Source organism: Clostridioides sp. ES-S-0005-03, from assembly GCF_020658455.1.
In the GTDB taxonomy this organism is placed as follows: Bacteria; Bacillota; Clostridia; order Peptostreptococcales; family Peptostreptococcaceae; genus Clostridioides.
In genome coordinates, this window is record NZ_JACVWI010000002.1 from 389,746 (window position 1) to 406,225 (window position 16,480).

At 29.4% G+C, this 16,480-nt stretch carries 18 protein-coding genes and 1 riboswitch; of the genes, 1 reads left to right on the plus strand and 17 read right to left on the minus strand.

Going from position 1 to position 16,480, the window contains the following annotated elements:
- Positions 1–25 precede the first annotated feature (25 nt).
- From IC218_RS10840 to IC218_RS10910, 16 genes are all read right to left on the minus strand, one after another.
- Positions 26–790 (minus strand): ABC transporter ATP-binding protein, encoded by a 765-nt coding sequence (locus IC218_RS10840; RefSeq protein ID WP_227824401.1) that lies wholly within the window; start codon positions 788–790, stop codon positions 26–28.
- A complete protein-coding gene (locus IC218_RS10845; protein WP_227824402.1) occupies positions 774–1,724 on the minus strand; it encodes an ABC transporter ATP-binding protein in 951 nt (316 codons plus the stop codon). Before IC218_RS10845 ends, IC218_RS10840 begins: the two co-directional genes overlap by 17 nt.
- Positions 1,725–1,738: 14 nt before the next feature.
- Positions 1,739–2,575 (minus strand): ABC transporter permease, encoded by an 837-nt coding sequence (locus tag IC218_RS10850; protein ID WP_227433856.1) that lies wholly within the window; start codon positions 2,573–2,575, stop codon positions 1,739–1,741.
- Between the two features lies 1 nt (position 2,576).
- Positions 2,577–3,524, minus strand: a complete 948-nt coding sequence (locus tag IC218_RS22215; protein WP_227824403.1) for an ABC transporter permease — start codon at positions 3,522–3,524, stop codon at positions 2,577–2,579.
- Positions 3,524–5,104 carry an ABC transporter substrate-binding protein gene (locus tag IC218_RS10860; protein ID WP_227481949.1) on the minus strand — a complete coding sequence of 527 codons (1,581 nt, stop codon included), beginning with the start codon at positions 5,102–5,104 and terminating at the stop codon, positions 3,524–3,526. Before IC218_RS10860 ends, IC218_RS22215 begins: the two co-directional genes overlap by 1 nt.
- A 161-nt stretch (positions 5,105–5,265) precedes the next feature.
- Positions 5,266–5,403: riboswitch (cobalamin riboswitch) on the minus strand.
- Between the two features lie 88 nt (positions 5,404–5,491).
- Positions 5,492–6,190 (minus strand): methyltransferase, encoded by a 699-nt coding sequence (locus IC218_RS10865; RefSeq protein ID WP_227433853.1) that lies wholly within the window; start codon positions 6,188–6,190, stop codon positions 5,492–5,494.
- Positions 6,191–6,192: 2 nt separating this feature from the next.
- Complete coding sequence (locus tag IC218_RS10870) at positions 6,193–6,966, minus strand: Rossmann-like domain-containing protein (protein ID WP_227481948.1); 774 nt, start codon at positions 6,964–6,966, stop codon at positions 6,193–6,195.
- Positions 6,944–7,999, minus strand: a complete 1,056-nt coding sequence (locus IC218_RS10875) for an ATP-binding cassette domain-containing protein (protein ID WP_227824404.1) — start codon at positions 7,997–7,999, stop codon at positions 6,944–6,946. The genes IC218_RS10870 and IC218_RS10875 overlap by 23 nt, the downstream gene beginning before the upstream one ends.
- The gene (locus IC218_RS10880) at positions 7,989–8,684 is read right to left on the minus strand and encodes a GTP-binding protein (RefSeq protein ID WP_227433850.1); all 696 of its coding nucleotides are present in this window, start codon (positions 8,682–8,684) and stop codon (positions 7,989–7,991) included. The genes IC218_RS10875 and IC218_RS10880 overlap by 11 nt, the downstream gene beginning before the upstream one ends.
- Positions 8,685–8,802: 118 nt before the next feature.
- Complete coding sequence (locus IC218_RS10885; RefSeq protein ID WP_227824405.1) at positions 8,803–9,891, minus strand: ABC transporter substrate-binding protein; 1,089 nt, start codon at positions 9,889–9,891, stop codon at positions 8,803–8,805.
- Positions 9,892–9,910: 19 nt separating this feature from the next.
- Positions 9,911–10,690, minus strand: coding sequence for an ABC transporter ATP-binding protein (locus IC218_RS10890; RefSeq protein WP_227433848.1), 780 nt, complete (start codon positions 10,688–10,690; stop codon positions 9,911–9,913).
- A 1-nt stretch (position 10,691) separates the two neighbouring features.
- Positions 10,692–11,702 carry a FecCD family ABC transporter permease gene (locus IC218_RS10895; RefSeq protein ID WP_413927141.1) on the minus strand — a complete coding sequence of 337 codons (1,011 nt, stop codon included), beginning with the start codon at positions 11,700–11,702 and terminating at the stop codon, positions 10,692–10,694.
- Positions 11,703–11,706: 4 nt separating this feature from the next.
- Positions 11,707–12,441, minus strand: coding sequence for an enolase N-terminal-like fold-containing protein (locus IC218_RS10900; RefSeq protein ID WP_227481945.1), 735 nt, complete (start codon positions 12,439–12,441; stop codon positions 11,707–11,709).
- 280 nt (positions 12,442–12,721) lie between these two features.
- The gene (locus tag IC218_RS22220) at positions 12,722–12,949 is read right to left on the minus strand and encodes a PTS transporter subunit EIIB (protein WP_227824610.1); all 228 of its coding nucleotides are present in this window, start codon (positions 12,947–12,949) and stop codon (positions 12,722–12,724) included.
- Between the two features lie 87 nt (positions 12,950–13,036).
- Positions 13,037–13,168 (minus strand): hypothetical protein, encoded by a 132-nt coding sequence (locus tag IC218_RS21915; protein ID WP_255613126.1) that lies wholly within the window; start codon positions 13,166–13,168, stop codon positions 13,037–13,039.
- A gap of 62 nt (positions 13,169–13,230) precedes the next feature.
- Complete coding sequence (locus tag IC218_RS10910) at positions 13,231–13,368, minus strand: hypothetical protein (RefSeq protein WP_227824406.1); 138 nt, start codon at positions 13,366–13,368, stop codon at positions 13,231–13,233.
- A gap of 144 nt (positions 13,369–13,512) precedes the next feature.
- Between IC218_RS10910 and IC218_RS10915 the strand changes: the two genes are divergently transcribed.
- On the plus strand, positions 13,513–14,838 hold the full coding sequence (locus IC218_RS10915; protein WP_227481943.1) for a hypothetical protein: 1,326 nt from the start codon (positions 13,513–13,515) through the stop codon (positions 14,836–14,838).
- Between the two features lie 261 nt (positions 14,839–15,099).
- On the opposite strand, the gene IC218_RS10920 is transcribed toward IC218_RS10915, so the two are convergent.
- Positions 15,100–16,479: a M20 family metallopeptidase gene (locus tag IC218_RS10920; RefSeq protein ID WP_227824407.1), complete on the minus strand. Its 1,380-nt coding sequence runs from the start codon at positions 16,477–16,479 to the stop codon at positions 15,100–15,102.
- Between the last annotated feature and the right edge of the window lies 1 nt (position 16,480).

The window sequence follows — 16,480 nt, forward strand, 5'->3', positions numbered from 1 at the left end:
TAATTAAACAATTGATTACTATATTTTAAAAATTAGTGAAATTCTCAACAAGCTCTTTGGTATAAGCATGCTTTGCACTTTTATACAATTCCTTAGCATCTATAATTTCAACTATCTTGCCATTTAACATGACTGCAACCTCATCACTAACTTCTTTTACTAAGTCTATATCATGAGATATAAATAAATAGGTTATATTAAACTGTTTTTGAGCTTTCTTCAAAACCTGTATAACTTGAGCTTGCACAGATACATCTAGCATTGATGTAGGTTCATCTAATATCATAAATTTAGGATTTAATAAAAGCACTCTAGCTAAAGCAACTCTTTGTATTTGTCCTCCACTTACTTGATGTGGGTATCTATTTAAAATTTCCTCACTAAGCCCAACAAAACTTAAATATTCCATTATGTATTCTCTTGCTTTATTCTTTTCGTAGAGTTTATGAATTTTTAATGGTTCCACAAGGCTGCCATATATAGTTTTTTTAGGGCTTAGGGCAGAATCTGGATGTTGAAATATTATCTGTATCTCTTTTCTTAAATCCCTCATTTGAGAAAAATCATAATTACTGATATCTCTACCATTAAAATAAATTTTACCTCTGTCACATTTAATAAGTCTTAAAATAAGCCTTGATAAAGTTGATTTTCCGCATCCACTTTCTCCTACAAGACCTAAGGTTTTTCCCTCTTTGATTTCAAAAGATACATCATCTACCGCCTTAACTATCTTTTTATTGATTATTCCGCTTTTAAACTCCTTATAAAGGTTACAAACTCTTATCATAAAGAAAACACCTCACTTTTGAACCATTAACATCAAATAGTCTTGGTTCATAATCAATACATGTTTTTTTTGCAACCTTGCATCTCGGAGAAAATCTACATCCTTTTGGTAAGTTTGTTAGACTTGGCGCTATCCCTTCAATGGGTATTAATTTTTTATTTGGCTGTGAATCAATTAAACCTCTCGTATAAGGATGTAGTGGATTATTAAAGATACTATTTTTTGTACCCTCTTCTATGATTTTACCTGCATACATAACTACAACTTCATCACAAAGTTTTTTAGCTAGCATTAAATCATGAGTTATAAGTATCATGCTAACGCCCATATTACTTCTTAAATCATAAAATACTTCATATACTTGCTTTCTTATTATTGCATCCAACCCTTTAGTTGGTTCATCTGCAATTACCCAGTTAGGTTTTAGTGCTGTCCCTATAGCTGCTAATGCTCTTTGACTCATACCTCCACTTAACTGAAATCCATACGAATTATAAACCAACTCACTATTTGAGAAAAAAAAATTTTTTAATATCTCCAAACTTTTACTCTTACAAGAATTCTTTTTTTCTTTTCCATGATAATAAAAAAGTTCATTCATATGACTTCCTATTTTCAATATTGGATTAAAAGAACTTGATGGATTTTGGGGTATTAACGCTATTTTTTTCCCTCTGATTTCTCTAATTTCATTTTCTTTAATTTTTAGCAAATCTTTTTCTTCATATAAGACACTGCCTGAAACAGTTGAGTTATTAGATACAAGGTTCAAAATCCCTAGTCCTAGTACCGATTTTCCACTTCCAGTTTCTCCAATAATTCCTGTAATTTTACCACTTTGAAAGGTTCTAGATATTCCATCTACAGCTCTTACTTTTCCTTCCTTAGTATTAAAATGAATTTTTAAATCTTTTATACTTATATCTCTATTCATAGTTTTTATTCCTTCTAAAGATATTGGCTTAAAGTGTTGCTTTTTTCATCAAACATATCCCTTAGTGCATCTCCAATTAAATTTATACTGCAACACAATAATAATATACTAAACCCAGGTGCTAATAATAGATTTGGATAGCTTCTAAAATGAGTCTTAGCATCATTTATCATAACACCCCAATCTGCTTGTGGGGGTTGTATTCCTAGACCTAAAAAACTTAACGATGCCATAGAAAGTACACTTTTTCCTACCCTTATTGCAAATAGTACTATAAAAGGAGCAAATATATTTGGAATTATATAGTGCAAAATTATATAAATATGACTAGCCCCTAGTGCTCTTGCACCTTCAACATATTTTTCTTCTTTTACCTTTAATACCTCTCCTCTAACTATTCTTGAGAAACCAGCCCAAGAAGTGAATACTATTGCAATTAATAAACTTTTTATACCTGGCCCAAGAACTCCAGCAAGAGCAATCATAAAGCTAAGACTTGGAAGACCTTGAAATATATTTACAATTGACTGTATTATCGTATCTACTATCCCACCACAATATCCTGCTATTATACCCACAAAACTACCAAATAGCATTGTTAATAAGGTTGCTAAAAAAGCTAAAGATATTGATACTCTGGCTCCATATAATATCCTACTTAGAATATCTCTGCCTAGAGTATCTGTACCAAGTATATGTTCTCTAGAAATTCCCATTAATCTATCATCCATTTGTACTTTATTAGGGTCATATGGAGCTAACTCTGGTGCAAATATTGCAACAAGTATCATAATTATTAGCACTAAAAAAGCTAGTTTATGTATAAATAACATTTCTTTAAATTTATCCATCTCATTTACCTCCCACCCTCATTTTAGGATTAAGAAATAGGTAACATATGTCTACAATTAAATTAAACACTATAAATATAATCCCTGTAAATAGCACATATCCTTGTACCACTGGATAATCTCTACTCATTATTCCTTGTATTACATAACTTCCCATACCTGGAATACTAAAAATAACCTCAACCACTGTGGAGCCTCCTAAAATAGCACCAAAATAGTTTCCCAGAACTGTTACAATGGGCATTAATGAATTTAAAAAAGCATACTTAAAAATAACTATTTTATTTGACAGACCCTTAGCTTTTGCCACTGTTATATAGTTTTGTCCTATACTTTCTATTAAAGTTGCTCTATTTAACCTTGCTACAGTTCCTATAGTCCCAGCTGCTAAAACAAATCCAGGCATTATTAAATGTTTAATCGTACCATACCCACTCGTAGGTAGCCATCTAAGATTCTCACAAAATATACTTAACATAATAATAGCTAACCAAAACCCTGGAATAGATATCATAAGTAAAGATACAAAAGTGCCAATCTTATCTATCGCTGAATCCTTTTTTAAAGCCATGATTATAGCTAATGGTATAGATAACACTATAACAAAAAACATAGCCATTAAAGATAAAGAGAAGGTTATTGGTAACCTTCTTAATATCTCTTCTGTGATAGATGTCTTTTTGATATAGGAAAGTCCTAAATCTCCAGTCATAGCTTTTTTAGTCCAATTAATATACTGAACTATAATATTATCATTTAACCCTAACTCTTCTCTAACTCTTTCTATTTCTTCATCTGTAGGAGCAGAAATACCATCCATGCTTAAATATTCAACTGCTGGGTCACCAGGTGCTATAACCCCTAATATAAATCCTAGAAAAGTTATTCCTATCAAAATAGGGATAGTCATCAATATCCTTCTAATTAAATATTTAAATGGTGTTTTCACTACTTACTCCACTCCATATTTGCTAATGTAGTCCCATATAATGTAGGTTTGTATCCAGTTATTTTTTTATTATAGGCAATTAAGTTAACATCTTCAAATAATGGTATAGCTGATGGATGTTCTGCTGATATATCTTGAAGCTCATCATATATTTTACTTCTTTTATCTAAATCCATTGTTTTTTCTAATTGACCTATTAATTCATCTGCTCTTTCATTTTTATAGCCCAATGAATAAGCTATATTACTTGACCCTGTGCTTCTCATATAACTATCAAATATAGAAAATGGTTCTGCATTTGGAAGCCCTTGAGTGTGAAGTGCTATGTCATAATTTCCTGTTTTTTGTGCTTCCTTAAAAGCAGCACCATCAAGTATAGTTATTTTAGAGTTTAATCCAACTTCACTTAATACAGATTGTATATACTCTGCTACAGTTTTGTATGGATAACGGTCTACACCATAAGATGGTATTATAAACTCTAACTCTTTTGTTTCCCCTTTTAACTCATTCTTTATAATTTTTTTTGCTTTTTCTGCATCATAAACAGGTTTAATTTCCTTAGCAAAAGGTGAACCTTGGTTCAATATATTCATAGTCGGAGTTCCATATCCTCCATAAAATTTATTTACTATAGTTTCTCTATCCACCAACAAGCTTAGTGCTTCTTTTATCTTAACATTATTAAATGGTGCCCTAGTACCGTTTGTAGATACAAATTGAGTTATTGTTGATGGAGATGTTTTAATCTCAAAGTTTTCATCCTTTATTAGCTCACTAGCTAACTCTGGAGTAATAGCCCCTAAATCCATAACACCCATAATTTCCTCTGATTTAAGTGCTGTGTAACGAGTTTGTGCATCTTTAATTACATTTACTCTTACATTTTTAACTTTACTTTTATCTCCATAATAGTCTTGATTTCTCTCTAACAAAACAAATTGTTCTTTTTCTCGTTCTTTTATCTTAAATGGACCAGTTCCTTGTGCATACTTAGTAAAGTCTCCAGTTTTTACATCAAAACACTCTGGACTATACATAGCACTTCCAAATCTAGCCATGTTGTATATTAAAGTTGATATTGGTTTACTGAAAGTAAGTTTAACTTCATAGTCAGAAACTTTATCCACACTTTGTAAATTAGGATATGTCTTTTCTATATCAAACGAATAAAAAGGTGAAGATTTCGTTTTCATATTCATATAACGTTCAAAATTTTTTACTACTGAATCTGCATTCAAATCTACACCATCATGGAATTTTACACCCTTCTTTATTGTAAATGTCCATTCTTTATAATCACCTGAATTTGACCATTTTTCTGCAAGTTCTGCCTTTGGTTTTCCATCATCACCCAACCCTATTAACGGTTCCCAAACATAGAGTATAGAACTTGTGTAATAAGCATCTTGTTCACCTGGTGCCAAATCTCTAGCTGCTGCTAAAACTACTTCCTTTTCATTATTCATCTTACTAACATCATTATTTTCCTCTGGCTTACTACACCCTGTTATCAATGATAACATCAGCATAATTGCTAAAATTATACTACTCAGCTTCCCTTTTGAAATCTTCCTCATAATACATTTCCCCCTTATTTAGAAATATGAGCATAAAAAAAGTTATAGCAAATAATGCTATAACATCCCATTTTAATATGTATACTTTAAATTCTAAATTCCATATACAAAACAATAAATCTAGTTGCTCCCCCCTAAATTTATTTACTAATATTTAATGTAGGTATCTGACTTACATTTCATTTTCTCAGCCTTTCTAAATAACATCTGTTGGCTATGTAGAATTTATCCATGCTTACAGTGATGGGTTCGTGTTGGATTTTCACCAACTTCCCTACTCTTTAAATACGTTTATTCAATTCTTAGTTTAATTGTATGCAATCTTATATAAATTGTCAACTTAAATCAAAATATAGCACTATATGCAAAATTAAAATTTACAATTATCTATCTATTAAAGTCTATTATAAAAACAGATATATTTTTTTCATATGGAAGGTAATAAGCTACTTTATCTCCTTTAACTATATTTTTCATAATATGATTGTATATAGTTTCATACTCTCCGCCTTCATCATAAGACTTAGCATACCTAACTATGTCATCTTCACAAGTAAATGTCTGTCCAAATTCAAGACTTAATGGTATTAATTCATATCTAAGTTTCTTTTCATCTAATAATACTTTTAAATTTTTTGAACTATGTCTTTCCACCACATCCATTCTTTTCTTAGATACTGGAATATGAGTTTTGGACTTATCATTAACAATTGCAATTAATCTATCACAATGCCCAGTAAAAAATTCTATATTCTCATATGAAAAAAAAGAAATTAGTATAGTATCAAATTTTGTATTTATATCTTTAAAATCTTTTACCATACATCTAATATTGCTTATATTATTGTCTTTTATTGATTTTTCTAAATAATTTATAGCATTTTGGTTTATATCAATACAAGTTATATCTTTCAGTTCTTTGCTTAAATACATATCTATTAAACCTAATCCACAACCTACATCACAAAAAGTTTGGCTATCTTTGATGTACGGAATTATTTCTTTAGCTAATATCTTGTGAAAACCAGTATATTCACTTGCATCAACAAAAGATTTTATTGTAGTATCATTCCAATTCATTCTCATATTTAAATTTCCCCACTGTCTTTTAAATTTACTTTCTGACCTGTACTGTAAAACATACTATTTCTCTCATTTCCACTTATTATGCTCATTACTTTATCATGTTCTTTAATTACAAATCCTGATAAATCATTTACTCCATACTTAAATAATATAGGTGCCATTGGAGTTGCTGGACCTACCAATACCACATAAGCATTTTTGCTTAATTCTAAATACCAAGGAAAAGTTTTTGTACTTAATGTGTAACAAGATATAACTACAAAGTCCTGTTCAGGTAAGATATATGGTGCTGAAGTCTCTGGATAATCACCATATATATCTTCACTTTCTATTATGGATAAATCACAAACAGGTGCAAATAGTTGTTCTAAATAGTGAAAATGACCTATAACCGCTACCTTTTTTCCCCTTATCATATTCTGGTATGAAATAAAAGGGTCATTAGTTCTATCTTCTATAAAATTGTTTTCATTTAACTTTATATTATTTTCTTTTGAAACTTTTACAGAATTATAATAAGAATTTATTGCAGCCAAGCCAATTCCTGATTCTGTGATATTCCAAGACTTAATACATCCAGCTATTTCATATAAAGATTTTCCTTTAAAAGATTTTACAAACTCTGGAGGACGTCCATCTTCACTATATACAAAACCTATACCACTACCTACACTACTTCTTACTAAAATATTATGTTGCCCAACAGCTATATCTTCAACTATTATCTCTTTAGGAATTCCTTCTATTAAATCATCATAAAGTTCCCACAAAGTCATTTACCTCCTCCTGTACAATACTTTCTATTTCTTTTCTATTTAAGACTTCACCTTTTCTAACCTTGTGCCTAATATCTAGTAAAATATTATCTAGGCTTTCTATGTATTTAATACTTTCTATTTCTTCATCTGTTGTAGATATTACCTTTGAAATTCCACCATTTTTAATAACTATTCTTTTATTAGCGTTTAAAGCTAATATAGGGTCATGTGTTGAAATCAAAATTATTTTTTCCTTTTTAGATAATAGTCTTAGAGCTTCCTTTCTATCTATACCTGCATTTTCAATTTCATCAATTAAAACTATTGGTGAAGAACTCATATATGCAGTATCCGATATCATAAGAGCCCTTGATTGACCTCCTGATAATTGGGTTATCTTTGTGGTTAATTCAAATTTTTCTCCAGCTAGTTTATTAGCACAATAAAAGCATTTTTTTACTATATCGTCTTGATTTTCACAGAAACGACTTTTAGAGTGCATTTGTAAAAATTCTTCTACTGTTAAATCCATTACAAAATTCATATTTTGTGAAAGTTGAGCTACTAGCTTTCCATCCATAACAAAACGAGTTTCATCACTTGGAATACTTTCATTTATTAATATTTGTCTGTTAGTAGGAGTGTCTCTCTGGGCTAAACATTCAATATCCTCTAACAGTCTACTTTTTCCTGAACCTGTAGGTCCAACAATACTTATAATTTCTCCAGCCTTTATTTTCAATGAGATAGCTTCTTTTTCTTTTAGCTTATTGTACCCACCATTAATAGTAATGCTTTCTATATTTAAACTCTTTTCATCTTGGTCAAATTCTTTTAAAAACTCCACCAATTTAATGTATAACTCTTCTTTTTCTATCCCAAAAGTTATATAAAATTCCTCATCTAAAGATTCTATTAGATTATTAAAAGTAATTGAATCATCTACATTACTTAGATTGTAATTTAAGAAAAAATCAAAGGCCATAGAGTAGTTTTCTTTTATCTCTTTTATAGACATGTTTAGTAAATTTTCATAATTATCATATTTCATAGTCAAACTCCATTTTCTTTATCATTCCCATTTGATAAGATTCTCCAATTCTAGTCTCTCCAGTACAGTAAGAACACACTGATGCTGGTGTTGTAAAACGTAATTGTTTTTCCCTAAGCGTGGTTATTTCTTTTATATCACTTAAATATTTCTTAAGTAAAAATACTCCTTGTCCTGTGATTCCATTTATAAATATTATCTTAGCTTTTGAGTTTACTTGACGTACATTAAAGGAAAATACCTCCCTTTCTGCTTGTGATACTATGTCTCCTTTTGTAATTACAACAATATCAGCATATTTTAGCATTGGTCCTATTTTTCTAGGTGTATTTATCCCTGATAAATTATCTATTACACAAACTGCTGGTATAGTTTTTATATAGGGTGAGCAACGATTACAAAGCCCTGCACTTTCAGTAATTAAAATATCTAAGTTTAATTTTTTAGACCAATAAAGTGCATCTTCAATATTACTTATAAAAAAATGGTCTGGACAAATTTTACCAGATAGTCCAATTTGAACAGGTATATTATTCTCTTCATATCTAATCTGGTCAAAAGATGTAAGACAGTCAAACTTTACTACTCCAACCTTATTTTCTTCTGCCTCCATAGCTTTAATTAGATGAAGAATAACAGATGTTTTTCCGGATGATGGTGGCCCTGCTACTGTAATTAGTTTCATATCAATTCCCCTTTTTACGAAAGAAAGTAGGTAAAATCCTACTTTCTTTTAATTTATGTCTATATATTATTTAATAACTTTATGTCTAAACATTATTTAGTAACTTTATATCTATATACTATTTAATAGCGTTTTTAGTTAATTTGCTATATTGTTCATCACTTAAATCAACATGATAAAATAACTTATAAAATTCTTTTGTTTTTTCTTTTAAATCATAATTAAAATGCTCTGGATAAAGTATTTCAGATAGCCAAATCATACCCATATATCTATTTACAGATGGAGGGAATCCCATCCAATTATATGGCGTACTTGGTGCTTCATAGTATTTACCACTAGATATAGCACTTATTTTTTGCCACTCAGCTTGACTTCCTACTTTACTATATATACTCTGTGGTGCAAACACTATTACATCTGGATTCCATAAATATAATTGTTCTAACGATACTTCATTTCCATTGCCTTTACTTGATGGGTCATTGAGCTTTGCAACATTATTTGCAAGTATATTAATAATCTCAGAGTGGAAAGACCCTTCTGCGATTACATTTGTTCCTGTGTCTCCTACGCAATAAGCAAGGTTTACTTTATTCTTATCACCTATTTTCTTCATCGTTTCTACAGTTGTATCATAAGTAGTTTTACAGTAATCAGCTAATACTTTTGCATTATTTTCTACATTTAAGATTTCTCCTAGCTTAGTGTAACATTCTGACATATTAGCAGTTGTAGCTTCTATAAATATAGTTGGTATACCTGTTTGTTCTTGTATAGAATCTAAATCTTCTTTCATGCTACCTTTCTTCTCACCTATATCGATAATTACTTGTGGTTCTGCTGCTGCAAGGGCTTCCATATTTAAATCTCCCTTACCATAAAATTGACCAAAAACAGGAAGACTAGTATACTTTTTATCCACATAGTCTTTTGAATCCTCTGTCCAATCTCCTGATAGTCCAACTAGCTTATCTGGTGCTACTGAAAATAGTACGATTTGTGCTAAACTTCCTGAAGGTGCTATTTTTTCAATATTTGCTGGAATCTCAACTTTTCTACCTACTGAATCAGTAAACATTATTGTTTTAGATGCATTTTTATCCTCTTTTTTTTCTTTAGCATCACCATTTGACGATGTACATCCAACTAAAGATGTTATTACTAAAGTTAGTACCAATAACAATGATAATAATTTCTTTTTCATTTTATCCCCCTTAAGTAAATTATATAGTTACACTTTTTGGTATGCAGACTCTAATTTTATCATCATATAAGCTGTTTAATTCTACATCTATGTTATATAATTTTTTAATTAGACCAGAATTAATTATGTACTTAGGCACACCAAAAGCTAATATTTCATGATTGTATAAAGCTAAAACCTTGTCTGCATACAAAAAGGCTTGGTCTGGATTATGTGTTGACTGAATTATTATATATCCATCCCTTGTTAATTCTTTTACTGTATTTAATACTCTAATTTGATTACCATAATCTAAATCAGAGGTTGGCTCGTCCATAATAAGTATCTTTGCATTTTGAGCTAAAGCTCTTGCAATAAGTACTAATTGTCTTTCTCCTCCACTTAAATTTATAAAATTCCTATCTTTTAAATAGGAAATTCCTATTTTGTCTAAAGATTCTTCAACTATTTCCATTTGTTTTTTAGTAGGTTTAGACATAGGTGAAATTTGTGATGTTGTTCCCATCAATACCATTTCAACAACAGAATAACTAAATACAGGATTATGAGACTGAGGGATATAAGCTATTTTTCTTGCTAGATTCTTAATTTTGTAATCCTTCAAGTTTTTTCCATCCAATAATATTTCACCTTTATATCCTTTTAATAACTGAAGTATACACTTAAACATAGTACTTTTCCCTGCACCATTAGGTCCTAATATACATAGTAACTGACTACCTTCAACATTAAAGGATATTTGATTAAGTACATTTTGATTTTTATAAAAATAACTGAGATCTTTAACTTCTAAAATCATATTAATCCCCTCTTTTCGTAATCAGATATATGAAAAATGGTACACCAATAAACGATGTTAATATACCTATAGGTATCTCACTAGTCCATAAATTTCTAGATACATTATCAACTAACAACAAAAACGATGCTCCAAACATAGCTGATGTTGGCAATAAATAAACAAAATTATTTCCAACTAATCTTCTAGATAAATGTGGTATTACAAGACCAACCCAACCTATCATTCCACTTACAGCAACACTTGCAGAAGTTAAAAGTGTAGCACATATAATAGTAATAAATCTTATACGCTTTGTATTTATCCCCATCGTTCTTGCCTCATCTTCTCCTACAGTCAATATGTTTATTTGCCAGCTAATAAGTATTAGAGGTACTATACCTATTAACATAGGAATAATTGCAAATTTTATGTCAGATATTTTAGCTCCTGATAAACTTCCCATTAACCAATATGTAATTGCAGGTAACTGGTCATTAGGGTCTGCTACAAGTTTTATAAAAGATGTACCTGAAGAAAATAATGAACTTACCATAATACCAGATAAAATTAAGCCTAACACTTTACTTCCCTTTGTTCTTTCACTTATAAAATAGACTAAAATTACAGTAATTAAACTAAAGATGAATGCACTAACTGTAACCTCTCTACCACTTTTATAAAGAAATAATGCTAAAGCAGCTCCAAATGCTGCTCCTGATGATGCCCCTAGTATATCTGGTGATGCCATAGGATTTAAAAAAATATATTGATATGATGCTCCTGCAGCTGCCAATGCCCCACCTACTAAACATGCAAGTACTATTCTTGGTAATCTAACATTTAAAAATATAGTTTCCATGCTATCTGTCCAAAACTTATCTATATTACATATTTTCGAAACTAAAATTCCAAATACTTGATGTGGTTCTACTGGATATTTTCCAAGTGCTAATGATACTAATATCAATGTAATCAATATTATAACTAAACAAAACATAATTAACTTATTACTTTTTGCACTCTTATTCACTTATTTAATCCCCTTTTGTCTCTACTATTTTCATTATGTTACCTGTCTTTTCAATATCCTCATAAGGTGCACTTATTTTTACTAAATTAAAACATTTATCTATATCATCTACAACAAATCCACCTATATTTTTTATACCTAATTTTTTGAAATCTGAAGATATAGGTGTCGATATATCACAAATTATGCTTTCTTTATTAAGTGAATCATTTGCTATTTTTATTAAATGTTTATTAATAATTAAGTCTCCTCCTAAATATGTACTATCATAGTTTTCTACTAAATATCCATATGCTGATATGTTGTAATCCTCTTCTACTATTTTTCTATTGAAAAAATCCACATCATATCTAAATTTAATTTTATTTTTATTTTGAAGATTTCCCTCTACTACTGCTATTTTTTTTGATGAATCATCAATCATGGAAATGAAATGATGATTAATTTTCTCTAGGCTTAATGTTTTATTGCAAATATTCTGATTATAATAAGAATTTATTGCTGCTAATCCTAAACTAGCTTCTATAAAATTCCAAGATTTAATTGACTTGCATAAATCTTTTAAAGACATATTTATTTTTATATCGTTTTCAAAAGGAAATCTTTTATCAGATAATAAATGACTAATACCTGCTCCATAATCTGTTATTACCATAGCAAACTCTGAGCCTATAATAAAATCTTTTACTCTTATGTTTTCTGGTATTTTATCTATTAAATTATTATAAAACTCCCACATTTTGTCACCCCCTTCAAAGTAATTATATTATGTTTTATTATATTTAGCTATATTTTTTTATATTTTTCTGTATTTTTAGTTATGTTTCATTATGTTTTACCATGTTTAATTATATTGCACTTCATTATTTTTTAATTTAACCGTTCTATTTTGAAATCATAAGTTTATTTAGTAGATGTGGCTATTATGCACAAGTTTTCCATAGATTCAAAATAACTATAATACTCTTGCAACTAAAAAAGCCATGCAAACTAATCTAATTTACATGGCTTTATACTCATCAATCTACACCTAACACAACTTTAATTTTAGATGCTATTGTAATAACTCTTGGCCCAAATATAACTTGAACTGAATTTTTCTTCCTAACAACTCCACTTGCACCTAGCTCATTTACCCAAAAACCATCCTCATAGAATCCATCTATTGGGTTTAGCTCTACTCTAGACCTAGTTGCACAGTTCGTAATACTTTTTATATTGTCACTTCCTGCTAAACCTTCTATTATAGAATGTACAAGTTCTGTATCTTTGTCTTCTACTGTATCTTCTACTGCACAATTATTTACTGCTTTAAAATTATCTACATCTTGTCTTTATCTATACTCTTTCTTACTGTAAAGCTTAACTTCTTCTGAGCTTCTTCCTGGTGTCTTTATATCAAACTTCTTAATTGCACATGTGAATATTACATAAGTAACTATAAAGAATATTGGTAAGTATCTCATTACAATAAATCCTAAATCATTTATTACTTTAATGAATATATTTATAAATAAGTCTTCATGTATTAATCCACAAGCCTTAAATCAGAAACATTTTCCATATTTGCAAAAGCTAACCCTAATTCTATAAATATCCCTGCTAGACCAAGTAATATAATAGGAATCATCATTGATTCAGAAAGTACTTGTAATTTATCCTTCATCTTGTATAGATTATAATTAGTTAGACAATAAATATTTGAGCATGATATTATTATATATAATAGTACAAAGAAATATAGTTTTGCCATGAATAGAAAAAGTAAAAGTTATATAAATAACTATAATAATTGAAAAGGAAGTAATCTATGAAAATAGCAATCATAACAACTGAATTTTTAAAAGAATTTGTAGCGAATTCTATAAAAAAATTAAATATTAATGCAGAAATTGAAATATATATTTATAAAGATTTTTCTCATGTTGGAGATTTATATCTAGAAATCGAAGATAAGTTTGATGGATTCGCAGTCAGTGGACCTATACCTAAGGAAGCTATTACAAAAAAAGTTGGTACTATAAAAAAACCTTTAGTTGATTTTGGTACTGATTTACAAAGTTATTACGATATGTTTCTAAAACTTATTTTTAAATACAATACATTAGATTTTTCTAGAGCATACTTTGACCTAATGGATTGGGCAGATAATCCAAAAGACATATCATATTATCTATCAAATGGTACATTTGGAGATTTAATGTGTAGTATTAATGAAAATGCCTCTAAGATGAGTTTATCTGATATAGCAGAGCTTGAAAAAAATATTGAAAAAAAACATATTAAGTTATGGAATGAAGGGAAAATTGATTTTTCTACTACTCGTTTTAGTAGTATTGTCCCTATGTTACAAGATGCAGGAGTAAATTTTCACTTCATATATCCTGACATAAATTTATTGAAAAGTACTTTTAATGAATTAATAAAGGACATTCATCTGCATAGAATGAAGGTAAACCAACCTGGTGTAATATATATAACAGTTAAAGATATGAACCATTATGATTATACTATAGACCAAATTTATAAAATATTAAACAATCTAAAAAAAGATAAATTAACTGATTTTATAATTGAAAAGGATACTAGCTCTTTTAAGATTTTTACTAAATGTGAGACCATTAAATCATTAACTAAAAATTTCACTACATGTTATATAAAAGAATCTATTGAAAATAGTATAAACCTTAAAGTATGTGTTGGGTATGGAATTGGTAATAATATAAAACAAGCCATGTCTAATGCTATAAATGCTAATAAGGAATCTAAAATAAATCCTTTAAACTACAGTTTCTTAGTTAATGAAAGTTATGAGACAATAGGCCCTTTACTATGTGATAAATTACTTACTGTTTCAAATAAAGTAACTCCACACATAAATACAATTGCTAAAAATTCCAAATTGTCTACTCTTACTATTCAAAAGATTATATCCGTTATTGAAATTCTACAAAGAGATGAAGTTACTCCTAAGGAATTATCTTCTTGTTTAAATGTAACAGTAAGAACTGCCAATAGATTTTTAAGTAGTCTACTAAAGTCTGGAAATGCTACTATATTATACGAAAAACAAAACTCAACAAAAGGTAGACCTGAGAGGGTATACAAATTATTTATATCAGAAAACAAACATTAAAATCTAGAGTACATAAAAATATTTTATCATTGAATAGTAAATAAAGTTATATGATTTTCTAAAAGGTATATCCCATATTTGTTTTTTAAGATATACCTTTTGTGATATTTATTAATAATTTATGTTATTCCCTATTAAAATTATTTTCTAGCCATTTCACTTCGCAATGAGCAAATAAACAGTAAAATTTTATGTTCTTTTGATAATGAAAAAATGCTGGCATAAAAATTGTACTCTTATATTTTAAACTTTATATCTCATTTAAGGAGTTGGAATATCATCTGGAATAGGACACTTATATGTTTTTCCATTCATAGATTTATCGAATTCTTCTTTTGCCTTTTTAGCTATATCTGGATTATTCAGTATCTTAGCTCCAAACATAGCCATAATTTTTGCCGCATATATCATACCTTTTTCTCCAATAGAACTTCCTGCACAAGATGTAAACTGCCAACTATGCCCAGGTGCCCCTAAGTTTGTACATCCTGTAAAAAAGTAGGCTGTAGGAACTATATGCATTACATCTCCAATATCAGTAGAACCATAGCTATTAAAGTTCGTAACATTTCCTCCACCATAATATAGATGAGTTCCTTCTGGTAAATTATATTTATTTATCATAGCCTTATATTGTTGTGGGCTTTGTCTATCTAATTCAGCTGCAAAATCCAATTCATCTTGAGTCCAAGGATCTTGTTTAATATTATCCATACATTCTGACACAAGATTTGCTAAGACATGATTATTTAGAGTATTATAACATCCTCCTAAAAACTCTACTTCAACCTCAGTCTCAGTCATCATTGCAGCTCCTTTTGCTACTTTTATAAGTCTTTCATATGTATTTTCTACAGCTTCCCTACTTAAAGCTCTTGTATAATACCATACTGATGCTTTATCAGGAACTATGTTAGGTGCTACTCCTCCACCTGTAATGGTATAATGAATTCTTACATCAGAAGTAACATGTTCTCTCAAATAATTAGCTCCTACATTAGTAAGTTCTACAGCATCTAAAGCACTTCTTCCATTTTGCGGGTCTGAACCAGCATGTGCAGTTTTTCCTTTAAAATGAAATTTTACAGAGTTAACAGCTGTTGATATGCCAACTGTAGCTTCACTAATTTTATTTGGATGGAAATTTATAGCTAAGTCTAATCCTTTAAATGCACCACCTCTAGCCATAAATCCTTTACCTGTTAACTGTTCTTCTCCTGGACATGCATAAAATACTATAGTTCCACTTAAATTGTTTTCTATCATTTCTCTTTTAAGTCCTACTACTGCTCCTACATGTGCAGTACATAATAAGTTATGTCCACATCCATGACCATAACCGCCCAATTCAAATGCTTCTTGCTTTGTTGAAACTTTTTGGTTTAAACCAGGTAGCGCATCAAACTCTCCCATAAAACCTATAACTGGTTTTCCTGAGCCAAAACTAGCCTTAATAGCTGTATCTAAACCTCCTACTCCTATTTCTACATCAAATCCTTCACTTCTTAGAAAATTTGCTGTATTTTCACATGCTTTGAATTCTTTAAATGCTTTCTCTGGATTTTTCCATATTTTCTTACTTAAATCATCAAGTTTGAGTCTTTTTTCATCTATCTCATTTATAGAAATATTTCCTATCATT

Bases quoted from the DNA above. Each gene is read 5' to 3' on its own strand.
- IC218_RS10885 (WP_227824405.1), bottom strand. From the start codon at position 9,891: ATGAAAAAGAAATTATTATCATTGTTATTGGTACTAACTTTAGTAATA.
- IC218_RS10890 (WP_227433848.1), bottom strand. From the start codon at position 10,690: ATGATTTTAGAAGTTAAAGATCTCAGTTATTTTTATAAAAATCAAAAT.
- IC218_RS10845 (WP_227824402.1), bottom strand. From the start codon at position 1,724: ATGAATAGAGATATAAGTATAAAAGATTTAAAAATTCATTTTAATACT.
- IC218_RS10865 (WP_227433853.1), bottom strand. From the start codon at position 6,190: ATGAGAATGAATTGGAATGATACTACAATAAAATCTTTTGTTGATGCA.
- IC218_RS10910 (WP_227824406.1), bottom strand. From the start codon at position 13,368: ATGAAGGATAAATTACAAGTACTTTCTGAATCAATGATGATTCCTATT.
- IC218_RS10860 (WP_227481949.1), bottom strand. From the start codon at position 5,104: ATGAGGAAGATTTCAAAAGGGAAGCTGAGTAGTATAATTTTAGCAATT.
- IC218_RS10875 (WP_227824404.1), bottom strand. From the start codon at position 7,999: ATGAAATATGATAATTATGAAAATTTACTAAACATGTCTATAAAAGAG.
- IC218_RS10915 (WP_227481943.1), top strand. From the start codon at position 13,513: ATGAAAATAGCAATCATAACAACTGAATTTTTAAAAGAATTTGTAGCG.
- IC218_RS10920 (WP_227824407.1), bottom strand. From the start codon at position 16,479: ATGATAGGAAATATTTCTATAAATGAGATAGATGAAAAAAGACTCAAA.
- IC218_RS10900 (WP_227481945.1), bottom strand. From the start codon at position 12,441: ATGTGGGAGTTTTATAATAATTTAATAGATAAAATACCAGAAAACATA.
- IC218_RS10850 (WP_227433856.1), bottom strand. From the start codon at position 2,575: ATGGATAAATTTAAAGAAATGTTATTTATACATAAACTAGCTTTTTTA.
- IC218_RS10880 (WP_227433850.1), bottom strand. From the start codon at position 8,684: ATGAAACTAATTACAGTAGCAGGGCCACCATCATCCGGAAAAACATCT.
- IC218_RS21915 (WP_255613126.1), bottom strand. From the start codon at position 13,168: ATGAGATACTTACCAATATTCTTTATAGTTACTTATGTAATATTCACA.
- IC218_RS10840 (WP_227824401.1), bottom strand. From the start codon at position 790: ATGATAAGAGTTTGTAACCTTTATAAGGAGTTTAAAAGCGGAATAATC.
- IC218_RS10870 (WP_227481948.1), bottom strand. From the start codon at position 6,966: ATGACTTTGTGGGAACTTTATGATGATTTAATAGAAGGAATTCCTAAA.